At 49.8% G+C, this 19508-nt stretch carries 18 protein-coding genes; 5 read left to right on the forward strand and 13 right to left on the reverse strand.

What is annotated here, in order from left to right:
- Positions 1–152: 152 nt before the first annotated feature.
- Positions 153–860 carry a hypothetical protein gene (locus tag AAGA79_RS09760; RefSeq protein WP_411825608.1) on the forward strand — a complete coding sequence of 236 codons (708 nt, stop codon included), beginning with the start codon at positions 153–155 and terminating at the stop codon, positions 858–860.
- A gap of 12 nt (positions 861–872) precedes the next feature.
- On the opposite strand, the gene AAGA79_RS09765 is transcribed toward AAGA79_RS09760, so the two are convergent.
- Positions 873–1262, reverse strand: coding sequence for a globin (locus AAGA79_RS09765; RefSeq protein WP_411825609.1), 390 nt, complete (start codon positions 1260–1262; stop codon positions 873–875).
- A 249-nt stretch (positions 1263–1511) separates the two neighbouring features.
- Here AAGA79_RS09765 and AAGA79_RS09770 point away from each other — a divergent pair, with 249 nt between their 5' ends.
- Positions 1512–1850 (forward strand): hypothetical protein, encoded by a 339-nt coding sequence (locus AAGA79_RS09770; RefSeq protein WP_411825610.1) that lies wholly within the window; start codon positions 1512–1514, stop codon positions 1848–1850.
- 497 nt (positions 1851–2347) lie between these two features.
- Here the strand turns inward: AAGA79_RS09770 and AAGA79_RS09775 are convergent, their stop codons facing one another.
- Positions 2348–3442 (reverse strand): hypothetical protein, encoded by a 1095-nt coding sequence (locus AAGA79_RS09775; RefSeq protein WP_411825611.1) that lies wholly within the window; start codon positions 3440–3442, stop codon positions 2348–2350.
- Positions 3443–3698: 256 nt separating this feature from the next.
- On the opposite strand from AAGA79_RS09775, the gene AAGA79_RS09780 reads away from it, so the two are divergent.
- On the forward strand, positions 3699–4286 hold the full coding sequence (locus AAGA79_RS09780) for a PEP-CTERM sorting domain-containing protein (RefSeq protein WP_411825612.1): 588 nt from the start codon (positions 3699–3701) through the stop codon (positions 4284–4286).
- 100 nt (positions 4287–4386) lie between these two features.
- Here AAGA79_RS09780 and AAGA79_RS09785 read toward each other — a convergent pair whose 3' ends face one another.
- Together AAGA79_RS09785 and AAGA79_RS09790 are read right to left on the reverse strand one after the other, a co-directional pair.
- The gene (locus tag AAGA79_RS09785; RefSeq protein WP_411825613.1) at positions 4387–4725 is read right to left on the reverse strand and encodes a hypothetical protein; all 339 of its coding nucleotides are present in this window, start codon (positions 4723–4725) and stop codon (positions 4387–4389) included.
- A gap of 205 nt (positions 4726–4930) precedes the next feature.
- Positions 4931–5869 carry a DUF808 domain-containing protein gene (locus tag AAGA79_RS09790; protein WP_411825614.1) on the reverse strand — a complete coding sequence of 313 codons (939 nt, stop codon included), beginning with the start codon at positions 5867–5869 and terminating at the stop codon, positions 4931–4933.
- Positions 5870–6084: 215 nt separating this feature from the next.
- Between AAGA79_RS09790 and AAGA79_RS09795 the strand changes: the two genes are divergently transcribed.
- Positions 6085–6417 carry a hypothetical protein gene (locus AAGA79_RS09795; RefSeq protein WP_411825615.1) on the forward strand — a complete coding sequence of 111 codons (333 nt, stop codon included), beginning with the start codon at positions 6085–6087 and terminating at the stop codon, positions 6415–6417.
- Between the two features lie 333 nt (positions 6418–6750).
- Positions 6751–7194, forward strand: coding sequence for a hypothetical protein (locus tag AAGA79_RS09800; protein ID WP_411825616.1), 444 nt, complete (start codon positions 6751–6753; stop codon positions 7192–7194).
- A 736-nt stretch (positions 7195–7930) separates the two neighbouring features.
- Here the strand turns inward: AAGA79_RS09800 and AAGA79_RS09805 are convergent.
- The 9 genes from AAGA79_RS09805 to AAGA79_RS09845 all read right to left on the reverse strand — a co-directional run bounded on the left by AAGA79_RS09805 (position 7931) and on the right by AAGA79_RS09845 (position 19171).
- Positions 7931–8836, reverse strand: a complete 906-nt coding sequence (locus AAGA79_RS09805; protein ID WP_411825617.1) for a hypothetical protein — start codon at positions 8834–8836, stop codon at positions 7931–7933.
- 198 nt (positions 8837–9034) lie between these two features.
- The gene (locus AAGA79_RS09810) at positions 9035–10039 is read right to left on the reverse strand and encodes a transposase (RefSeq protein ID WP_411825618.1); all 1005 of its coding nucleotides are present in this window, start codon (positions 10037–10039) and stop codon (positions 9035–9037) included.
- Between the two features lie 194 nt (positions 10040–10233).
- Positions 10234–11214 (reverse strand): selenide, water dikinase SelD, encoded by a 981-nt coding sequence (selD, locus tag AAGA79_RS09815; protein WP_411825619.1) that lies wholly within the window; start codon positions 11212–11214, stop codon positions 10234–10236.
- On the reverse strand, positions 11211–12152 hold the full coding sequence (locus AAGA79_RS09820; RefSeq protein WP_411825620.1) for a DNA adenine methylase: 942 nt from the start codon (positions 12150–12152) through the stop codon (positions 11211–11213). The genes selD and AAGA79_RS09820 overlap by 4 nt, the downstream gene beginning before the upstream one ends.
- Positions 12139–12699: a hypothetical protein gene (locus tag AAGA79_RS09825; RefSeq protein ID WP_411825621.1), complete on the reverse strand. Its 561-nt coding sequence runs from the start codon at positions 12697–12699 to the stop codon at positions 12139–12141. Before AAGA79_RS09825 ends, AAGA79_RS09820 begins: the two co-directional genes overlap by 14 nt.
- Complete coding sequence (locus tag AAGA79_RS09830; protein ID WP_411825622.1) at positions 12672–13556, reverse strand: hypothetical protein; 885 nt, start codon at positions 13554–13556, stop codon at positions 12672–12674. Before AAGA79_RS09830 ends, AAGA79_RS09825 begins: the two co-directional genes overlap by 28 nt.
- Positions 13557–13568: 12 nt before the next feature.
- Entirely contained in the window at positions 13569–14438 is an 870-nt protein-coding gene (locus AAGA79_RS09835; protein ID WP_411825623.1) for an HTH domain-containing protein, read from the reverse strand.
- A gap of 158 nt (positions 14439–14596) precedes the next feature.
- Complete coding sequence (locus AAGA79_RS09840) at positions 14597–17887, reverse strand: ribonucleoside-diphosphate reductase subunit alpha (protein ID WP_411825624.1); 3291 nt, start codon at positions 17885–17887, stop codon at positions 14597–14599.
- Between the two features lie 198 nt (positions 17888–18085).
- A complete protein-coding gene (locus AAGA79_RS09845; protein WP_411825625.1) occupies positions 18086–19171 on the reverse strand; it encodes a ribonucleotide-diphosphate reductase subunit beta in 1086 nt (361 codons plus the stop codon).
- Positions 19172–19508: the final 337 nt, after the last annotated feature.

Consider the following 19508-nt stretch of genomic DNA (forward strand, 5'->3'; position numbering starts at 1 on the left):
TCCATATACGCCAAAGAATGACGAAGCAATTTTTACAAAGGTTATGCTTGGGAATACCGCTATCGGCATTCATTTTTCCGCTTCTTTTTGTTTCATGTAGAACCGTGAGGGTAGATCCGCAGAGGTCCGAGGTCAGCTCAACACGGACTCGCATGGAACCAAATATCGAACTAATCGGAAGCGTGGATCATACGGGTTTAGGATTACCCTTCGAGCGACCTGAAGGGCCAACCATGGAGGTTGTGGGGACCATTGCCTCCACTCGTGATTCCCAGCGGGTTTTTCACAAAAAGAGCTGGTATGACCGGACAGACTATCACGCGGAGTTTGCCTTTGATCTCCGTGGTCTATTGACTTCGACCCGTCCCGATCTGGCAGACAAAATAAACCGGAGCTGGATCCAGTTCGACCACCTTGTGCTGGACCCGACCGCTTTCGGTTCATTCGGTTCCCTACCAGCCCAGTGGTTTGTGCACGTCACCACTACCTCAAGCTTCGATAGTGGTAACCCACTTTTCCCAACCCAGGGACGGAATGCCGGTGAGCAGTCGATCTTGGTGCGGCTTGAGAATATCGACGGAACCAAGAGCGCGCGCCTACCACCGGAATTCCTATCAAATGCCCTAAGGAACGGAGCGGAGGCTTTGTGGATCCGGATTGCAGTCGAAAGTTATCCAAGCCTGCCCGGAAGCGGCACCGGGGTGCAGGTTCCAGACGGCTGGACACGAAACAAACGAACCCGGAGCGCTTCAGCATGGATGAGAAGGGATCAGCTCGAGGCCAACGGTAGCTGGCAATTCCTGTCGTTTCACAGCGTGAGACCGCAACTTGGGGTCAGATACCTGGATGGGTTCCGATAGCGGGTCCGTGCCCTACTGCTCCGGGGTATTCCGCATAAAATCGGCAACCTGGGCGAAAAAGGGATTCAGGAAGGCGCGGGCGAAAGCAGGGACCTTGGTTTCGTCCATGGCCTCGGACATGAGCTTGAGCCAGCGATCGCGTTCAGCGATGCCGATTTTGTAGGGAGCGTGGCGCATTCGGAGCCGTGGATGACCACGCTTCTCAAGATATGCTTCCGAGGCTCCCAGACGGAAAATTAAGAAATCGGCCAAACGCTCTTCGGCACCTTCCCAATCATCATCAGGATACATCGGGCCGATGAGGTCATCGCCGGGAACACGGCGGTAGAAGGCGGCTACCATTTCCCGGATACCGGTTTCGCCGCAGGCTTTGATTACGTCCGCTTCTGTAGGGGTTAACATGTGTTCTGGTTGACTGTGAGGTTGTCCGGAAGCGCGAATTTCCGCTCCCTCGGATGTCGAACTTAGCAACTTGTCCGCGGGGTTCAAGGTCACGTGAGCAAACCATTTTACTAGCGAATCCAGGGCGTCTTAAAAAACCAGCGTTTTAAAAAATTCCTCTCTATTAAACCGATCGGTTTCAACGATTTGACAACCTGACCTCAGATTCGTCATATTTCTTAGATGACGAAAAACCTATTTTTAATACTGATGTCCTTTTGCATTGTTGGTCTGGCCTTTGGAAAGACTGCCGGACTTGAAAAGGAAACTCAAAAAGGAGTTGGAACGATCACTACCACAAAGGCCCATGGCAAAACAATGTATGCTTTTACGCCCAAGGAGCCCAACGCTGAAAAACTCAGGGCAGTGAAAATGAATTATGAAAAAATGGGCTACAAGGAGGGCTTCCCGAAGAAGATTGAAGCCTTTCTGAAGGACGCTCTAGACACCAAATCGGAAGTTGAGCTGGAATTGGAATTCTATGACAAAGGTGAGGGAAAAGCGCTTTCTGTCGCTTCGAAACTGATTTCATACAAAAAGGTCGAGTAACTGGCCGGCGTTTTTATCAAGCGCTGCTTTATCCTGGGCGTTATGTGGTGTGTTAAGTGAGCGACCTCCCCAAAACCACATAGGACGCGCCTCTTTGCACTAAAGCCACAAAGCTCACCTGCGAAAACCGGCCCCTTGTTACTAATTATCCAACACTCTCCCAATAGGATCAGATTGTGTCGCAAAGCCTTGTATGAACTTTTTCTTCTCTATTCTTACCTCGTCCCCTACGAAACTGCTCTCCTGGTATTCACTGTTGTTCAAGCCTTCTGTGTAATTTTCAGGCTTCGCGGCGTATCAGCTGTAGGGAAACCTTGCCTGAAGCACACAGAGACGTGTCAAAATCAAATCCACGTTCTTCTACAACTGATATATTCGAGTTCTGCAAGTTTCACGGGGTCTTTATCACCATACTTTGATATCACGAAATTCCCCGGAAAATAGGGCTGCACAAGGAGTCGATCCACCTGCCCTGACAGTGTCAGAACTCACGCGGATCACTGTTCCCATGCCTCGAACTTGGCGCCTTTTCCGAGGCCTCCAATTTCCCCGATCAAGGAGCGCACCTTTTCGTTGATTTCCAAGACATCCGGTTCACTTCGGGAAGACTTTCTGGTGCCGGGAAATACCACATAGCTCACGCTGAATGCCTCGGCCGCCCGTTGTTTCCCCGAAGCCTCCTTATTGATCTTCCATGCGAGCCTCAGGGAAGCCTCCCCGATTTTGTAGGAAGGGCCGGCCTCGGCAACCATGGTTGGAAATACCCTGTCTCCGTAGATGACCAGAGCATAGTCCCCGTGGGCTATCGCTGCGTTTTTACCAAACCAGTTTCTGGGCAGGACGATGATTGGGTCCAGAGCCGCTACCACTGAGCGGGGATTTGCGCCAAGCCCCCAGCTATTGTCATTTTTTACCCGGCTCAGATGATTGATCTCCTCCTGATAAGCCTCGGAAATCTTCCGCCACGCACGTATTGGCAATTCCCGGTTCCTCTTATCCACCTCCGCCTTGAGTGCTACCAGCTCGGCGATCCTATCATCGTAGTAGGTGGCGAACGGACTTTTTTTCTCCGCACTCCCCCAGACATAGCCGGTATATGGCTGGAACCAATCCGATGTCAGAGCGTCATGGTAGTCTTCCAGATTCGCGGCCCTATCGGGATCCGACCCATCGGTCACCACATCCATTCCCGCTTGGATAAGCAAAGCTCTCCGGCCGGACCTGGGGTGCACTAGATCCATAATCGTTGCACAATCGTAGTAGTTATAATTCGAAAGTGCGGACAAAGTTTTCTGCCTCTGGATGTGTTTGGCTTTTTCATCGAAAAGTAGATCGAATCGCTTCGAGACAGTCCCATTCTCGACCAAACTTTCAATTTCAGCCAAGGCGACCGGAAGTTTTGGATTTAATTCCCGCAGAGTTTTGAAATCAGAGACAGCCCTAGGTCGTTTTATCGAAATTTTTCCGTATTGAGTCTCTGACTTCCGCAGGGCAACCGGACTTTGCTCAACTAGCTCCTGCTCGAATACCTGTGCGAGACTACTTCCCAACGAAATGGTGAATAGCGCGAGAGTAGTTTTTCCTGCATTCATACGCCCTAGGTATCATATCGACCCCAAAATCATGAAAACCAAATATCCGGGATCTCCCGAAACATGAAGGAGACAGATCATAAGAGTTGGAATGATCAAATCGGGTCTGCCCCACTACGATGAGAGGAGCGAGGCATTAGAAATGCTCAAATGAAAGGCCTGAATCACTTGGGGCCGTTAGCGGAGGGGCCGGTATATCTTTCTTTTTACGGAAATCCTGTTAACACCACCCCCTTACCCTAAAGCCTTAAAAATCATGATCTCCAAAGCATTTTTTATCCCTAGCGTCCTGCTAGTTTCCGCATTGGTCCCAGCGAGCGCCGCCATCGTCCTCTCCGGAGATTTCATCAATGGGACTACCACCCCCACGTTGACCATTACCGATGACATTGTTTTTAACATCACTGTAGGAGGGGATGCCCGGGTTATCGTCTTCGATGAATGGACCACCTCCGACAATAACAACATCTACCTCTTTGCGGACTCGGGACAATCGCTCTCCTATGATATCGATGGCACAGGAGGAACCGTCCCTCTTCAGGTTCTAGTCGAGGATGCCAGCTACAACTATGGAGACGTCACCAAGAATGACGGCACTCTGGGATTCAATCCGCTTACCGTTTCCGCCGGACAAACCTTCACCATCAAAGCCGGGAGTTACACCTATCAATCGGACGTGGATTTCAACCCCCTCCTGATCGATACCGTCTTCACCGGAAATGTATTTATCGCAGACGATGATCGTGAGTATCTCAGCAACATCGTCACTGTTCCCGTTCCTGAACCCTCCGCGCTACTCCTCTTCGCGCTTGGCGTGGTCCCTTTGCTTCGCAGGAGGAGGTAAAACGGATACAGGGAGTCTCAAATCGAAGCACTTAAAGCCGATCCTATTCATGTAAAAATGGAACATCGCCCTCCTCTTAGGCAGTCGACTCCATTGATGCTCACTCACCAATCCTCATCATCAGGATTTTGCTTTTGGGCACCCAGTTTTCATAGCGTCCTTCTGAAATGATTAACCACGCCCCGTGGTCCCGGGTTATTATTCCCCGCACCGTGAGTGGAGCGACAAAACCCCGGTCAACGCTCCCATCATTCTTCAAATCGATTACCGAGCTGTCCTGTGGATCGAGGGTGATGATGCAGTTTTTACCGATGGGATATTCGCTCTCTGCCGAATCTTTCTCCACTACCGCCGTCTGCGCGGAAACATCCCCCGCGAATGGCGGAATCATAAACAGAGTGGCGGCAGCTGCGAAGGCGAAGACAAATCGATTTTTCATGGTGTGGTTGGTTATTTGACCGTCCAAACTACCACAGTTGATGGCGGATGCAGCTGAAAAGGACACCCCGGATCATAAGCTTACAAGCCATCCATTCGGCATCCTCCCATAATGATTCATTCGTTTCCAACAGAGTGTATTCACCAAGGGTCTGTCCCTTTTTACCATGGCCTCTCAGCGGATCCAAACTTTCGGAGTCATCGGATCAGTGGGCAGGCTTACCGCGTAATTTCCTGAAACCCATCACGATACCCAGAACCACAACTCCAGCGATCAGTCCGGTGATCCCATCGAGCAGTGTGGGCGCAATCGCTGAAAAGGCACCGCCCATTCCTCCCATAGCTTTGATGGATTCGGCCAGATGCACAATCTGATGGTGCAACCACGGAATCCCATGAGTCAGAATCCCGCCGCCAACAAGGAACATCGCGGCCGTGCCCACAATGGAAAGGGTCTTCATGAACAGCGGTGCCGCCCATAGGATGCCGGAACCCAGCTTCTGAAAAAATGCCTTCGATTGGCGGGTGAGGTAGAGCCCCAGATCGTCCAGCTTCACGATACCCGCCACCAATCCATAGACCCCGACCGTTACCCCTATCGCGATCACCGAAAGGACGATCACCTGCCGGGTGAGATCCGCGTCCGCCACTGCATCAAGCGCGATGGCTATGATCTCTGCAGAGAGAATGAGATCGGTCCGCACCGCTCCCTTGATTTTCGCCGCCTCCGTCTCGACCTTTTTTGGATCCGGATTTTCAGCGAGTTCCTTGAGGTTCTTCTCAGCGTCTTGTTCCGTCCTCTTGCCGCGATGCTGTAGCGCGTGATGCACTTTCTCAACCCCCTCGAAACAAAGATACAGTCCCCCCAACATCAGGATCGGGGTGATCGCCCACGGTGCGAACGCACTGATCAGCAGCGCGACCGGAACCAGGATCAGCTTGTTCAGGAAAGACCCTTTCGCCACCGCCCATACAACGGCGACCTCACGCTTCGCGACCACTCCGCTCACCTGTTCCGCGTTCAGCGCCAGATCATCCCCGAGCAACCCGGTCGTCTTCGCCGCCGCCTTTTTCGTGAGAATCGCAACATCGTCGAGAATCGTTGCGATATCGTCGAAAAGTGTAAGTAAACTACCAGCAGCCATGGGCTTACATCGTTTGGATATTCGCCAATCAGGCAAGCTGGAACTTTTCCGGAGGTTGTCTCGATTGGCGGTGAACTTATGGATTTTTCATGGCGTCGGGACCTTGCACGAAGGGCTTAACCCTTAACAGTGCGATATTTACGTTGGAAAATATCGTTAAATGACGTTATAGAATCATTCAGAAACGAATGAGTTCTGAGAAAACATCTTCCATCATGAAAAAAGAATACTTGAAGACAAAGGCCGGTGGCGAAAGGACAGTTGAACTGGATGAAAGTCTCGAGTTTAAGCCGGGAGTACGTCGGTTCAAACAGAGGGACGGCTCCGGACGGGAGGACTGGTATTGGGTCGCGAATATGATGATCGAAGCCAAGCAAAACGCCAGACGCTGGTCCTGCACGAAACACGGAGACAAAGGTGCCTACGAACTGGCTCTTGCCCAGAGGTTGGAATGGGAAAAATTAAAACTGCAAAAAGATAAAGCCAAAGCAAAAGCGAAGGCGGAATCAAAGGCCAAGAAAAGCGCCAAGCCGAAAGCCAAGAAGTAGCCCTTCGGCATGCAATCGGCTCTTTCCATCGGGGACTTGGAGTTCCCCCTCCACCGTGACGAGTTGCCGGTTTCCGCGCCTTGAGAGATCAAACCAGGATGGTGCGAATCATTCACCACAGTCCAACCCGGACGGTTCAGGCAAAACCTATCACAGCCATGGCGGTCAAACTCCACATGCACCGGCACGGGTTCCGTGCCCACCACTTATTTCACAACACGGTAACAGGCAGTCCCCACCGATTACGAACGACCCGCAAAGCCGGAATGGCAACGAAGTATTAAGTTTTCGTCATTTGACAAAGATTTGGATGCCTCCAAATTTCAGAACCATATGAAAAGAACTCTTATCACCCTACTGGCCGTCTCCACCGGATTCCTTGTTTCCTGCAAACAAAAGTCTGAAGAGGTCAAACAAGTCGAAGCACAGACTGAAAAAGCGGTGGAATCCGGCGAGCTGACCAAGGATGAAGCTAAAAGCATCAACGATGCGGCCGCGAAATCCGACGAAATGAAAGATGAAGCCAAAAAGAACACTGAAGAATCCCTGGAAAAACTCAACAAGGCAACAACGGTCGATGAGATGAAAGATGCGGTCAAGGATGTCACCAAGTCCAACATCGACATTGCTGTAAAAGCAGGCGCGATGACGGAAGAACAAGCTGAAATGTCTCTCAGTAGCCTTGATAACGTCGACATGCTTCCTGAAGAGAGCCTCAAGACCATGGTGGAACAGCTCAAAATGGCACTTCGTCAGGCTCAAGAGCAGATGAAATAATTAACCGTTCTCGAAAATACCCAATCTACAAAGGCTGCTTCCCTCAGGAGGCAGCCTTCTTTGTTTGAAAACGGAAAATCCAATTTGCAGAAATTTTTACCGGGTCAGAAAGAAAAAAGTCAAAAAGGGGTCTCAAAAAGGGGTCAGGTGCTTCTTTTTAACATTTCTGAGAGCTTCATAAGCTCCTTTCTGCCAGGCCTCGATTTCATGAAATCCCCTAACCACCGGCTCACTGCCGCCAAATGTCCCAACACCAACATATCACTCAACCAGATATTACCTTCCGAAGTCCTCTGCCTCAGAAGGCTTGCGATCAGAAACTTCTTTGTATCCCCCTTCCTTAGTTTTAATAGTCGGAAATCTTCAGCGGTAGATCGATTAATGCAGCCGCATCTTGGAGAATTCTTTCCGCTTCCAGCTCATCATGGCGTCGGCCTACGAGATCTCTTCCACTCTTTTTCACCTCTGGCTTTACCAACGCCCGCAGCTTGGCGGCGAAGCGCGGTTCCCCCAGAATCCAACCCCGCCTTAGAGCTTTCGTAGCCTCCTCAGAATGTTAAAATGCAGCAACTGACCCCTTCACTAGACCGATTCCAACCTCGCTCTAGAGCTTTCGCCGCCTCCTCAGAATGTTAAAATGCAGCACCTGACCCCTTCATTGGCGGGTGGTTTCGACTTCCGGACGCATTGGTTTTACAATTAGGGGAAGCTGGGCGGGTTTACCCGTATTTTGGGGTCACTCCCCTGCCGCCAATTTCTCGGCAGTGGCACGGCTCTCGTCGGATAGCAGTGAAATATCAAAGGTAATCCTGTCACTTTCCTCCTTTTCGATCGTGAGCTTCCCCTCTTCTAGCGAAATGAACTTACCCTTGATCGTCTTTCCACCCTTCTGACTCTCCCAGGAATGAATCACTTCAGCGCCTATCGAAGTGTTAGCATCCTCAGTGTTCTTACTGTCTGAGGCTTCCTTCAACGATTCGGCGTATTCTACAGCGCCGGGTGTCAGGCGGCTGAGGGCAATTCTCGAGCTCTTGCCATTTTCTGAAGCTATCACGAGTTGTTTGCCGCCTTTCTTTTCCCCTATCCCTATGAATTCCCCTGAAAAGTGGTGTCCTTCGGTCTTGGTGCAATACCAGACGGGCACAACCGATTTCGCCTCCACAACCCCTCCTTCCTCCATAGTGGTCAAAGTCGACTTAACCTCTTTGTTCAGCGCAGAAAAGTTGCGCCCCGACGACATGGACTCGTAATTAATACTGCCCAAAAGCGTTCCCATATCATCAGAAGTCACCACTGCTTTTGGAATGAAGTTCCCCATTTCTGGTGCATGGAGTGCTCCACCGATCACAGGCGAAATCTCCTCGTAAAACGCTTTGTCCTGCATGTCCAAAAGTACCGGAACAGCATAACGATCCAATTCGTCGAAGGCCTTTTCTGTCGCAGCTATGCAAAGTCCGCAGGTGGTTTTCGTATCTGTATAGACGAAAACTAGAGCCTTGCCCTTTTCGCGCGCTTCCGAGCGAGCTTCATCAAGTTCCTGAATCGTGCGAACGGATCTCTGAATCTTCATACCCGCGTATGAGTCCATCAGGGAAAGAAAGAAAACAGATATAATCCCGAACTGCTTCAACCTTATACTCATCCGATTAATATATGAATTTGAAAATACTGATCAAGATCCAAGATTAAAAAAATTCACCTCCGATATGTTGATAGGGTCCTATCAGGATCAGGTGTTTCACCGCTCCCGCTACTCCCGCGAAGTGCTTAAACTCGTGCCATTCACACCTGACCTCAATCAAATCAGTGGAAGGAACTGCCCGAGATCAGAGCAAAGGGGTCAGGTGCTGCATTTTAACATTTTCTCAAGCTCTCGTATCTTCTTGGCGCCTGCCTTGCTTCTCGAAAAATCCCCCACCAGTCGACTGATCGAAGCGGTATGTCCCATTGCCAGGTTCTTGCTCAACCAAGTATTGCTCACCGATGTCCGCTGCTTCAGGAAACTGGCGATTAGAACCTTTCGGGCATCGCCCTTCCTAAGACCCGCAAGCTCGGACACCCTCGCGGGCAGGCCGAGGAAACCTGAAGCCTCCATGAGGATACGCTCAGCTTCCAGCTCATCATGCATCCTGCCTACAGGATCCATACCGATCTTCTTTTTCTCCGGTTTCACCAGTTGCGTCAGCTTATCCACGAAACTCGGCTCACCCAAATACCAACCCCGTCGCAGCGCTTTCATCGCCTCATCTGGAATCCCCTCGCCGTCTTCTTCGGCTCGTTTCTCCAGCCATTCCACATATGCCTTTCTTCCTCGGCCGTCCTTTGCCAGTTGGAACGCTTCCAGCAACCTATTCCTCACCAACCAATCCGGACCACCCCCCCGATGATAGTCCGGCAAGCTGCTCCATCTGTAGCTCAGCAGCTTCCCATGCTTTCCCCCGGCTAGACCAGCTCGCGACGGATTGAGATGAATGTAATCTGCCAGAATCCGAAAATAATACGGACTGTCAACCACAGCACTTACCGGAACCGATTTGTAACGGCCTTGGAAAACATGACCTCTGCGCATCCGCTGCCGATTCCACGCCTGACTGTAAGGACCTAACAGTCCCTTCATCCCACCCACCAGATTTGGCTCAGGAGTCTCCAGCAACAAATGGAAGTGATTGCCCATCAACACCCAAGCATGAACCTTCCACCCGTGGCTTTCGCAAACCTTCCCCAGCCGATAAAGAAACAATTTTCTGTCGTCGTCGGTCTCAAAAATAGTCTTACCCCCATCACCCCGAGCCATGATGTGGTAAACTGCCCCAGGGTATTGATGACGAAGTGCACGCGGCATCATCAAAGAATACGAATTCCGGAATTTCCGTAAATGTTAAAATGCAGCACCTGACCCCTTTTAGGGTATTGATGACGAAGTGCACGCGGCATCATCAAAGAATACGAATTCCGGAATTTCCGAAAATGTTAAAATGCAGCACCTGACCCCTTTTATTCAGCCGTGACCTATTAAATTTAGCCACCTAATGAACAAATTTATTCGACTTCACCTATCGCCCAGAGGTCGGTGCCTTCGTTGGCAAACAATTCCGAGACCTCATCGATTGAATTTTTATCGACTGAAAACAATAAAGGTCCATTAGTCTGAGGATCTCCCGCCAGAATAGAGGAATACCTTGGAGGAGTTTCCCGTTGAAGAGTATCTTTGCGGTTCTGTTTACCTAACTTAGTCTCCAAATCAAGTAACTCTTCTAAAGTCATTCTGCAAACGGAGTTTAGGCTGCCAATAGATTCCCAACGGATTCTCCACCTAAGTCCTGCAGAGCTAGTCATTTTGTCTAATTCTGCACGCAAACCATAGCCCGTAACGTCAGTCATCGCTGTGACGCCATCGATCTTGCCTAGCTCCACACCGATACGGTTGGACGTTGAGATTACGGATCGGAGTTCCTCAACCTCAGTGCAGTCTAGAAGATTCTTCAGTTCTGCATTACATCCAATCCCGACACCGAGTCGTTTTGATAGAAAAAGTTTGTCGCCAACTTTTACACTATTACACTCGATTATCGTCTTTCGGGATTCTCCGAACACGGCCAAACCTACGATAGGATTTTGTGCATCAATTGAGTGCCCCCCTAGAATGGTTACTCCCTCTTCAGCGCAAGTCTTTTCTATCCCTCTCATTACTCTTTTTGCACCGTTTAGACCTATCAACTCCCGCGGCCAGCAAAGAACTATGAGCGCACCTTTGGGTTTCACGCCAGATGCGAAAAGATCATTCATCGCATGCAAAGCAGCTACTCTACCGTATAATTCTTCATCACCTAAGATAGGTTGAATAAAATCTATCGAGCTAACTATCTTGGTATTCGTCGAGGATATATCCATAGTGCCTACATCCTCTCTGCTCCCCATAACGTCAGATGACAGCCCCTTGAACATGAGCTCCAATGAGGACAGGGGGAATTTACAACCACAGCCTCCACCGGTACTTAACTCCCGAATATCTATTTTCATAAAGTATTAGCTCTACTTCTCCAACTTTGCAAAGTCCTCTCAGAGAGCATTTTACTCGTAAACCCTAATATTTTTAAATCCGCTTTAGATTTAAAACTTCTTATAATACGTAGCAGATCAGAATTACTCTCAAATGCAGAACCAATCCAAATTAACTCCATATAAGGCATATTCTTCTCTTTTCTGATTCCAAATTTGTTTCCCCGCTGAAGACCAACCCAGAGCCCTCCAATATATAAAGTAGAAAAATTGATATCGTATGGAAGACTGACGATAGCTGTCGCGTTTTTCTCTAGAACAGCGGCAGTTACTAAATTGGCTAAGTCTTGATGATCAGACATTGAGAAACTTTCTTTAGTGTAGCGATCAAACCGCTCAGACTTGCCACTCGTGTAAACAGGATCAACATAAATTAGAGAAGAGCGAGGCACTTTTGAAAGAGTGGCCCGAAAATCCTGACTTCGAATTATAGCAGCACGTAGAATATCCCGAGAGGAGCAAAGATTCGACCGACTTATGACATCACCGAATGAAAACTTTTTACCATACGGAACGTTAAACATACCATCTTTATTAACCCTATATATTCCACCATATGCCAATCTATTCAAATACAAAAACCTCAGAGCGATACCCATTTTCGACCGAGGCTTGGATTCTCTGACTAAGTAGTAATCAGTGGCGCTTATTGGCATCCTGCTCAGGCGGGTGAAAACTATTTCAGGATTTTCCACTACTACCTCAAAAGCTGAGATTAACTCCTTATTCACGTCGCAGAGTATTGCCCGTGAGGGTCTCAGGCTGAAGAAAATTGCTCCACTACCTAAAAAGGGTTCTATGTAGATACTGTGTTCGCTGACTTCACTGATTCTTTTAATAAGCGGAGCAATCCACCCTTTCCCCCCCACCCATCGAAGAAAAGGCTTAGGTTCTAGCATTTGCAAGTTCTTCGTCGATTATAGATTCAACGGATGGTGGCAGACTAGTTCTCCACAAGTCAGTGCCATCAGAAATTGATTTGCGTATTTTAGTGGCCGTAATTTCCGGATCCCGATTCTCGTAGAGCGAGCATACTTTCTTACCCAGTGCTTCCAGTTGCTCTATTTTAGATTGGCTCCAATTATCAGTAATCGTTACAAATACTAATTTACAGGTCGGGTTGTATTGATCAAAATCCAAAACACTCTCAAAATCAAAAGGTATAATTTGAAACTTTGTTGGATCCACACCGCATTCTAAAAGCGCCTGCCTTACCATTCTAACCCGAACGATAAAGCTGTATGGATTCGCTGAATCTTGTTCACGGTGTGAACTTGAATTCCCTACCGTTTTTCGCCAAGGCTTGGTTATACCAATCCACAAAAATTTAGACCTACAAAGCGCGGCGAGAAGATAATGTAAGTGTTCATTGTGAAATGGCTGGAAGCGGCCACACACGATAGCTTCATCTACTCTCGCTACTTCATTATTTTCGAGCTCATCCATAGTTGTTCAAAATACATGTTTAATGCGTAATACAGAGTAGTCTTATCACCTTTACCCTGCCATTGACGAATCCAATATTGAGGAAGGTTCCTTTCCAATCCCTCCCCAAAAATCGTGTAACTCATTAGGCATACATCTCCATTTATAAACATTAGCCTAAATTTTGGCATCAGATATTCTGATGATGCATTATATAGCCTTATTTCAATATTTAAATTTTTTTCATCTCGCAGATTTTTAAGCGATTTAATAGAGGCTTCGACTGCCCGGGAATATGTGTCTTTATCAACTCCTGCGCGCGAGGCAAATGCTGCCAACTGTGGACTAGTGGGACTACACAGTAAGAATTTGACAGGATTCGCAGGGTTAGCCGACCTTCTAATCGCGGCTTCCAGCTCTTTTGGGTTTTCGTTCAGTTTTGCTGCTCCTACACCCAAAAAGAAGAGATCATTTTTGCATAAATTAAGAGACTTCTTGTAATCAATACCTTTTGAAATATGCGAGTCAATTCCGACAATCCCTGCATTGGCTAGTCGAATGGTAGGGTAGTATAAGAACCAAAAGGACGAGATCGCTGATCCGACAGTAAAGGCAATCCAAAAAGTTTGCCACTTCCCTCCGCTTGCAAAGGATAAACAAGTTGTCACTACAAAGATAATCGTGAAAATCACTGGTTTACTCCAAATCCATATGCGGCCTACTGTAGGAGTCGAAGAGGCTATCCATTTTCTCACAAAGCGGCCACCGCAGTACATGAGAATCTGCGTCAAAAAATTGGCAACTATAGCCCAAAAGATCGCATTCCTCGTAAAAGATCCACCATTTTCCGTTTGGTCTGCTAATATTTGAATAAACATGTTTTGTTTTGATCAGTCCAAATTCATTTTGGACAACATACGTGACCAGCTTTCGAAGTCGCCAAGTCTGTTACGAATCGATGCGAGGGTTTCAAGCTTTACGTCACTAAAGTTTCCACGTTCACCTATCTCGAATCCTCCTGAAGGGAGCGCTACCTCAAAAACCAAACCCACATGCAACCTGCTTGTCGGATTTGAGTCGTCGAAAATTAAACCTACGAACTGGGGAGATTCGTAGGGAGGAAGATGAAGCTCCTCATTCAATTCTCTTACCGCGGGTGCAATTGCTTCTATCGGAGAACTAAATGCAAAAATTGGATCTATGTCTTCTAGATTCATGTGACCTCCAAAGCCCAATGAATAAACACCATTTAGACTTTTCTCTGGTAGTCTTGCCGTCCTTTTGTGGGTAAGAATTCGATCACCTCTTCTTACTAGAAAAAAACTTACTAATTGAACCAACTTACGGTCTTTTTCGGCGGACATCCGGTCTACCGATGCAGAGTTTATCAAAATATGTCTGAGTGCACGAGGGTCAGCAATAACTCCGCGCTTTGTTACAACCTGTCTGAATTTCTTCCGGGAAATTGCTAGGATATCTTCTTTTAAAGGCTTCTTCTTATAACGTTTTGCGAAGTATTCCTCCGTTTCCTCACCTCTGTCTCTTAGAGAGAATTTACCCTTTTCAACGCGCATAAATGCAGACTCTTTACCCTTAGAAAGGATATCAGTGGAGATCTTAGACTTCATCGTCTGGGACGGTGTTTTACCCTCCGTCCACAATATACCCATTTTCAAAGCCTTATCTGCCAATTCAACGGGACCGAGTGGAACCTTGGTTGATTTCAAGACCTGAAACGCTGCTTGGAGGAATCGACCCATAAATCTCTAAAGGCTGCACAATATATTCATTACCAGAATTCTTTGTAGTTGTTACGCTGAACTAGAGTCCACACTGTATTTATCCTCTTTGCAGTTAAATAAAAATTATTTTCATTCAACTAACAACATTCAAAAGCATGCATACGTGCTTCATGTTTTCACTGGCAAGCCTCGCACTCTCCTCCATTTAACATCGCATCGATGGAGCAGGCGTTTTTCTGGGCTTCGGTGTATTCCTTTTTCGCGGCGGCGGTGGCGGCGGTTTGGGTGGCCATGACGCCGCGTTGCTCCTTCTTCATTTCGACGGTGGATTTCTCAACGTTGGAAGCCTGGAGGGTGCGGAGGTAGTAGGTTGTTTTGAGGCCTTTGTCCCACGCACGGCGATACATGTGGCTGAGTGTCTTGAGATCCGGGGTGGCGAGGAAGAGATTGACCGATTGTGATTGGTCGATCCATTTCTGGCGGCGGGCGGCGGCATCGATGATGTATTGGTAATCGATACCGAAGACGGTCTTGTGCTTCTCCTTGATGGCTTCCGGGATATCGCCGATGTTATCGAGCTCTCCATCGAAGTATTTCAACTGATCAACCATCTCCGGGCACCAGAGATTGGCCTTCTTGAGATCGCGGACGAGTTCGGTATTGAGGATGGTGAAATCTCCGGAGAGATTGGATTTCACGTAGAGGTTCTTGTAGTTCGGCTCGATACACGGGGTGGTGCCCATGATGTTCGAGATGGTGGCGGTCGGCGCGATGGCGAGGACGTTGGAGTTCCGCATGCCGTGCTTGGCGATTTTCTCACGGACGACGGACCAATCCATTTTCCCGCCGCGCGGGACATCGATCTTGCGCTCACGCTCGGTCTCGAGGAGATCCACGGTATCCTGCGGGAGAAGTCCCCTGCTCCACTTGGAGCCCTCATAGGAGGAGTAGGTGCCGACTTCCGAGGCGAGATCGCTGGAGGCGCTGTAGGCGTAATAGGCGATGGCTTCCATCATCTCATCATTGAACTCGACGGCGGCATCCGATGCGAATGCGAGGTCGCGCTTGTAGAGAGCGTTCTGCAGACCCATGACGCCGAGACCGATCGGGCGGTGGCGGGAATTCGCGGTTTTCGCGGCTTCCGTAGGGTAGAAGTTGATATCGATGACGTTGTCCAGCGCGCGGATGGCGACGGTGATGGTCTCCTTGAGCATCTCGTGATCGAGGGTGCCATCCGGGGTGATGTGTGAATCGAGGACCACAGATCCAAGGTTACAAACCGCAGTTTCCTCCTCGGAGGTGTTCAGCGTGATCTCCGTGCAAAGGTTGCTGGAGTGGATGACGCCGCAATGGTCCTGCGGGGAGCGGACGTTGCAAGGATCCTTGAAGGTAATCCATGGGTGGCCGGTTTCGAAGATCATTTTCAACATGCTCTTCCACAGCTCGATGGCCGGGATGGTGCGGGACCAGATTTTCCCTTCGGCAGCGTCTGTTTCGTATTGGGTGTAGCGTTCTTCGAAGGCTTTTCCGTAGAGATCGTGAAGATCGGGCGTTTGGTTCGCGCGGAAGAGTGTCCAGTTTTCCCGTGCTTCCATGCGTTTCATGAAGAGATCGGGAATCCAGTTCGCGGTGTTCATGTCGTGGCAGCGGCGGCGGTCGTCACCGGTGTTTTTGCGGAGCTCGAGGAAGTCCTCGATATCATTGTGCCAGGACTCGAGGTAAGCACAGCCGGAGCCCTTGCGCTTGCCGCCCTGGTTCACGGCCAGGAGTTGGTCGTTGTGGAGTTTCAGGAACGGGATGATGCCCTGGGACTCGCCATTGGTGCCCTGGATGTAGCCGCCGGTGCCGCGGACGGATGTCCATGAGCCGCCTAGGCCGCCTGCCCACTTGGAGAGGTAGGCGTTCTCCGCGATACCGCGCTGCATGATGGACTCGATGGAATCGTCCACCTTGTAGAGGTAGCAGGAGGAAAGCTGTGAGTGGAGGGTGCCGGAGTTGAAGAGTGTAGGTGTGGAGGAGCAGAAGCGGCGGCCTTTGTAGAGATTGTAAAGGCGGATGGCCCAGTCCTCGCGCTTGGTTTTCTCATTTTTGAAGAGGCCCATGGAGACACGCATCCAGAAGAACTGTGGAGTCTCGATCCGACGGTGCTTCTGGCCGGTTTTATCGACGATGAGGTAGCGATCGTAGAGTGTCTGAATGCCGAGGTAGTCGAAATCGAGGTCGGCAGTTGGATCGAAGGCTTCGGCGAGCTGGGTGGTGTTGTATTTCTTGAGCAGCTCCGGGTTGAGGCGTTTGATGGAAACGCCGTGCTTAAGGTATTTCTTGAAGCCGATCTTGTGGGCTTCCTTCAGGCCCTCCACGCCATCGGTGAGGATGTTCCACTCTAGAACTTCCTCGTAGATGTAGGAGAGGAGAATACGAGCGGCGAACTTGGCGAAGTCCGCGTCTTTCTCGATGAGTGTCTTGGAGTTGAGAATGATCGTGGCTTTGAGATCCTTTGCAGAGATCTCGGAGCCGATGGAGCGGCGGAGTTCGCGCTCGATCTCGTCATCGCCAAGGTTCAGATCAAGTCCGATGGAGGCGAAGGCGATGCGCTTCTTCAGCTCCATACCATCCCAGAAGGATGAGCCGCCGTCGTCTGTGGTGACGACGATCATGGAATCCTGCGAGAGATCGTCGGTGGCGTTGTCCTCTTCCTCTACGCGCTGGCGGGTGCGCTCATCGCGGTAGCGGATGTAGTGGGCGGCTGCCTTGAAGTGGCGCTGGGCCATGAGCTCTTCCTGAACCATGTCCTGCACATCCTCGATGTGGATGAAGGATTGATCGCCCTTGCGGACCTGCTCGGTGATCGCTTTCGCGATGTCTACGGCTGGCTCCGGGTTTTCATGGATGGTGAGGAAGGCCTTGCGGACAGCGATCTCGATTTTTGTCTCGGACCAAGGCACGACATTGCCATTCCGGCGGATGAGGCGGACGGGAAGTGCGTGCGGGCTGGCACCTGCCTCCACGTGGCCGGTTTTCTCCAAAGAGCGGCGGAAGGCCATGGATTTCGCGACATCGTAGGCCTCGTTTTCAAGCAGCGCCTTTTCGATAAGCAGGTAGAGATCCGCCTCGGAAAGACGGAGGCGATCGCCCTCCTCCAGTGCTTCCGTGAGGGAAACTGCAACAGCACGTGCTACGAGGGAGACAAACTTGCGGTTATCGTCCGAGAAAATGGTGGACTCCTCTTCCGAGCGGGAGATGAGGAGGTCTGTAAGGGAATCGCCGATGGCGTCCGCAACGTCTTCAAGGGAGAATTCGTGCTCCTTTTCCCCACGCGTGACAATGATACCCGGCATAGTCTTTCGATCCGCGGTAGGGATCGACTCGCGCCAGTTGTATTGGCGTTCGGCAGTGGCGAGTGCGAAGCGGTCTGAGATGACCTGCTTGAGGATATTGTCTTCGGCGAGGTTTAGGGAGCGATACATTTTCTTATGGCGGGCGTGTGTTGGGGACGTGGGGCGGACTGGAGGGAAAACTATTTGGGAAACGTGTGGGTCAATTCAATGACTGTGAAATTCTTCAGGGCGTGAGGTGGCGTTTTAGCGAACTGATATCTGGCACTTATCAGATTCTGAAGAAATGGTCTTTCACTGATTGCTGATCACTTTTTACTGAACGAAGTTCTACAACTCATCGTCGTCGACGGCAGCGAGGGAAGCGGATTTCTGATACTCGGTGACGCGGCCTTCGAAGAAGTTTTGCTCCTTCTTGATGTCCATCATCTCGGCGAGCCATGGGAATGGGTTGGAGACGGATTCGTTGAGCGGATTCAGGCCGCAGGAAACGAGGCGGCGGTCGGCGATGTAATCGATATAGGTCTCGAAATCGTCGGAATTGAGGCCCAGCCCGGAGACCGGGAGGCAATCGCGGATGAAGGCTTTCTCCAGGCGGATTCCCTCTGCCATGGTGTTGCGGAGATCCTCGCGGAACTCATCTGTCCAGATGTCCGGATTTTCATCGATGAGGTCCATGAGCAGGTTGCGGAAGACCTCGATGTGGTTCGACTCATCGCGCAGGGTGTAGCGGAACATCTGTCCGATGCCCGGGAATTTGTTCTGGCGGTAGAGGGAAAGGATCATCCCGAAGAGGCCGTAGAACTGGGTGCCCTCCATGATCTGGCCGAACATGAAGATATTTTTCGCAAGCGCCTGCTTGTTTTCGAGAATCGTCAGATCGATATCGCGGCGGAGTGCCCTGCTGTTGGAGGTGACGAAACTGTTTTTGGCAGTGATGGTCGGGACGTCCTCGAACATGGCCTCGCACTCGTGCGGGTTGATGCCGAGCGAGGAGATCATGTAGACAAGGCTGTCCGCATGGATGTTTTCCTCATGTGCGTGACGGCCGAGAATGAGCTTGAGCTCCGGGGCGGTGACGACCTCGCGGACGACGTGAAGAACGTTGTCGCCGACGATCCCTTCGGCAGCGGAGAAGTAGCCGATGCCCATCTTGATGATCCAGCGCTCTACGTCGGAGATTTCATTGGAACGCCACTGCTCCACATCCTTCTGCATGGAGATATCCTCTGGTTCCCAGTGGTTGTTCTTCATCGTCTTGTAGAGATCATACGCCCACTGGTATTTCAGCGGGAGAATGTTGAAGAACATGGTTTCCTTGCCGTTGATGACTTTCTTGGAGTTAAAAGCCAATTCTGCTTTGGCTTTATCGAGAACGAAGGTGCGGTCGCCTAGTTTTACAGTGGTAGTGGACATGGATAAGTAGCGTTCGGAAATGTTTTTGGGCGGTGATCGGTGCCGAATTTCTGAATTTGACGGTCTGAAGCCTGATAGCAAATAGCGGGCCGAGTCAATTCAATCCAGTTAGATGTAGTATCCACAAATTATTCACAATACCACATGTAGTGTATTCCGATTGTGAACAGATTGTCACATCCAGTAAATGCAGGCCAAAGGTGTAGCACCAAGGTGCAACCGAGGCCAAAAATAGTAGTGAAAAAAAATTCCATTAATTTTCTCCCAGAGAATAACTTTCGAAATTTGAAAAACTCTTCGCAAAAGCACTCATAACGATCTTATTTATCCGCAATAA

This window comes from Luteolibacter sp. AS25 (assembly GCF_046736275.1).
GTDB lineage: Bacteria > Verrucomicrobiota > Verrucomicrobiia > Verrucomicrobiales > Akkermansiaceae > Luteolibacter.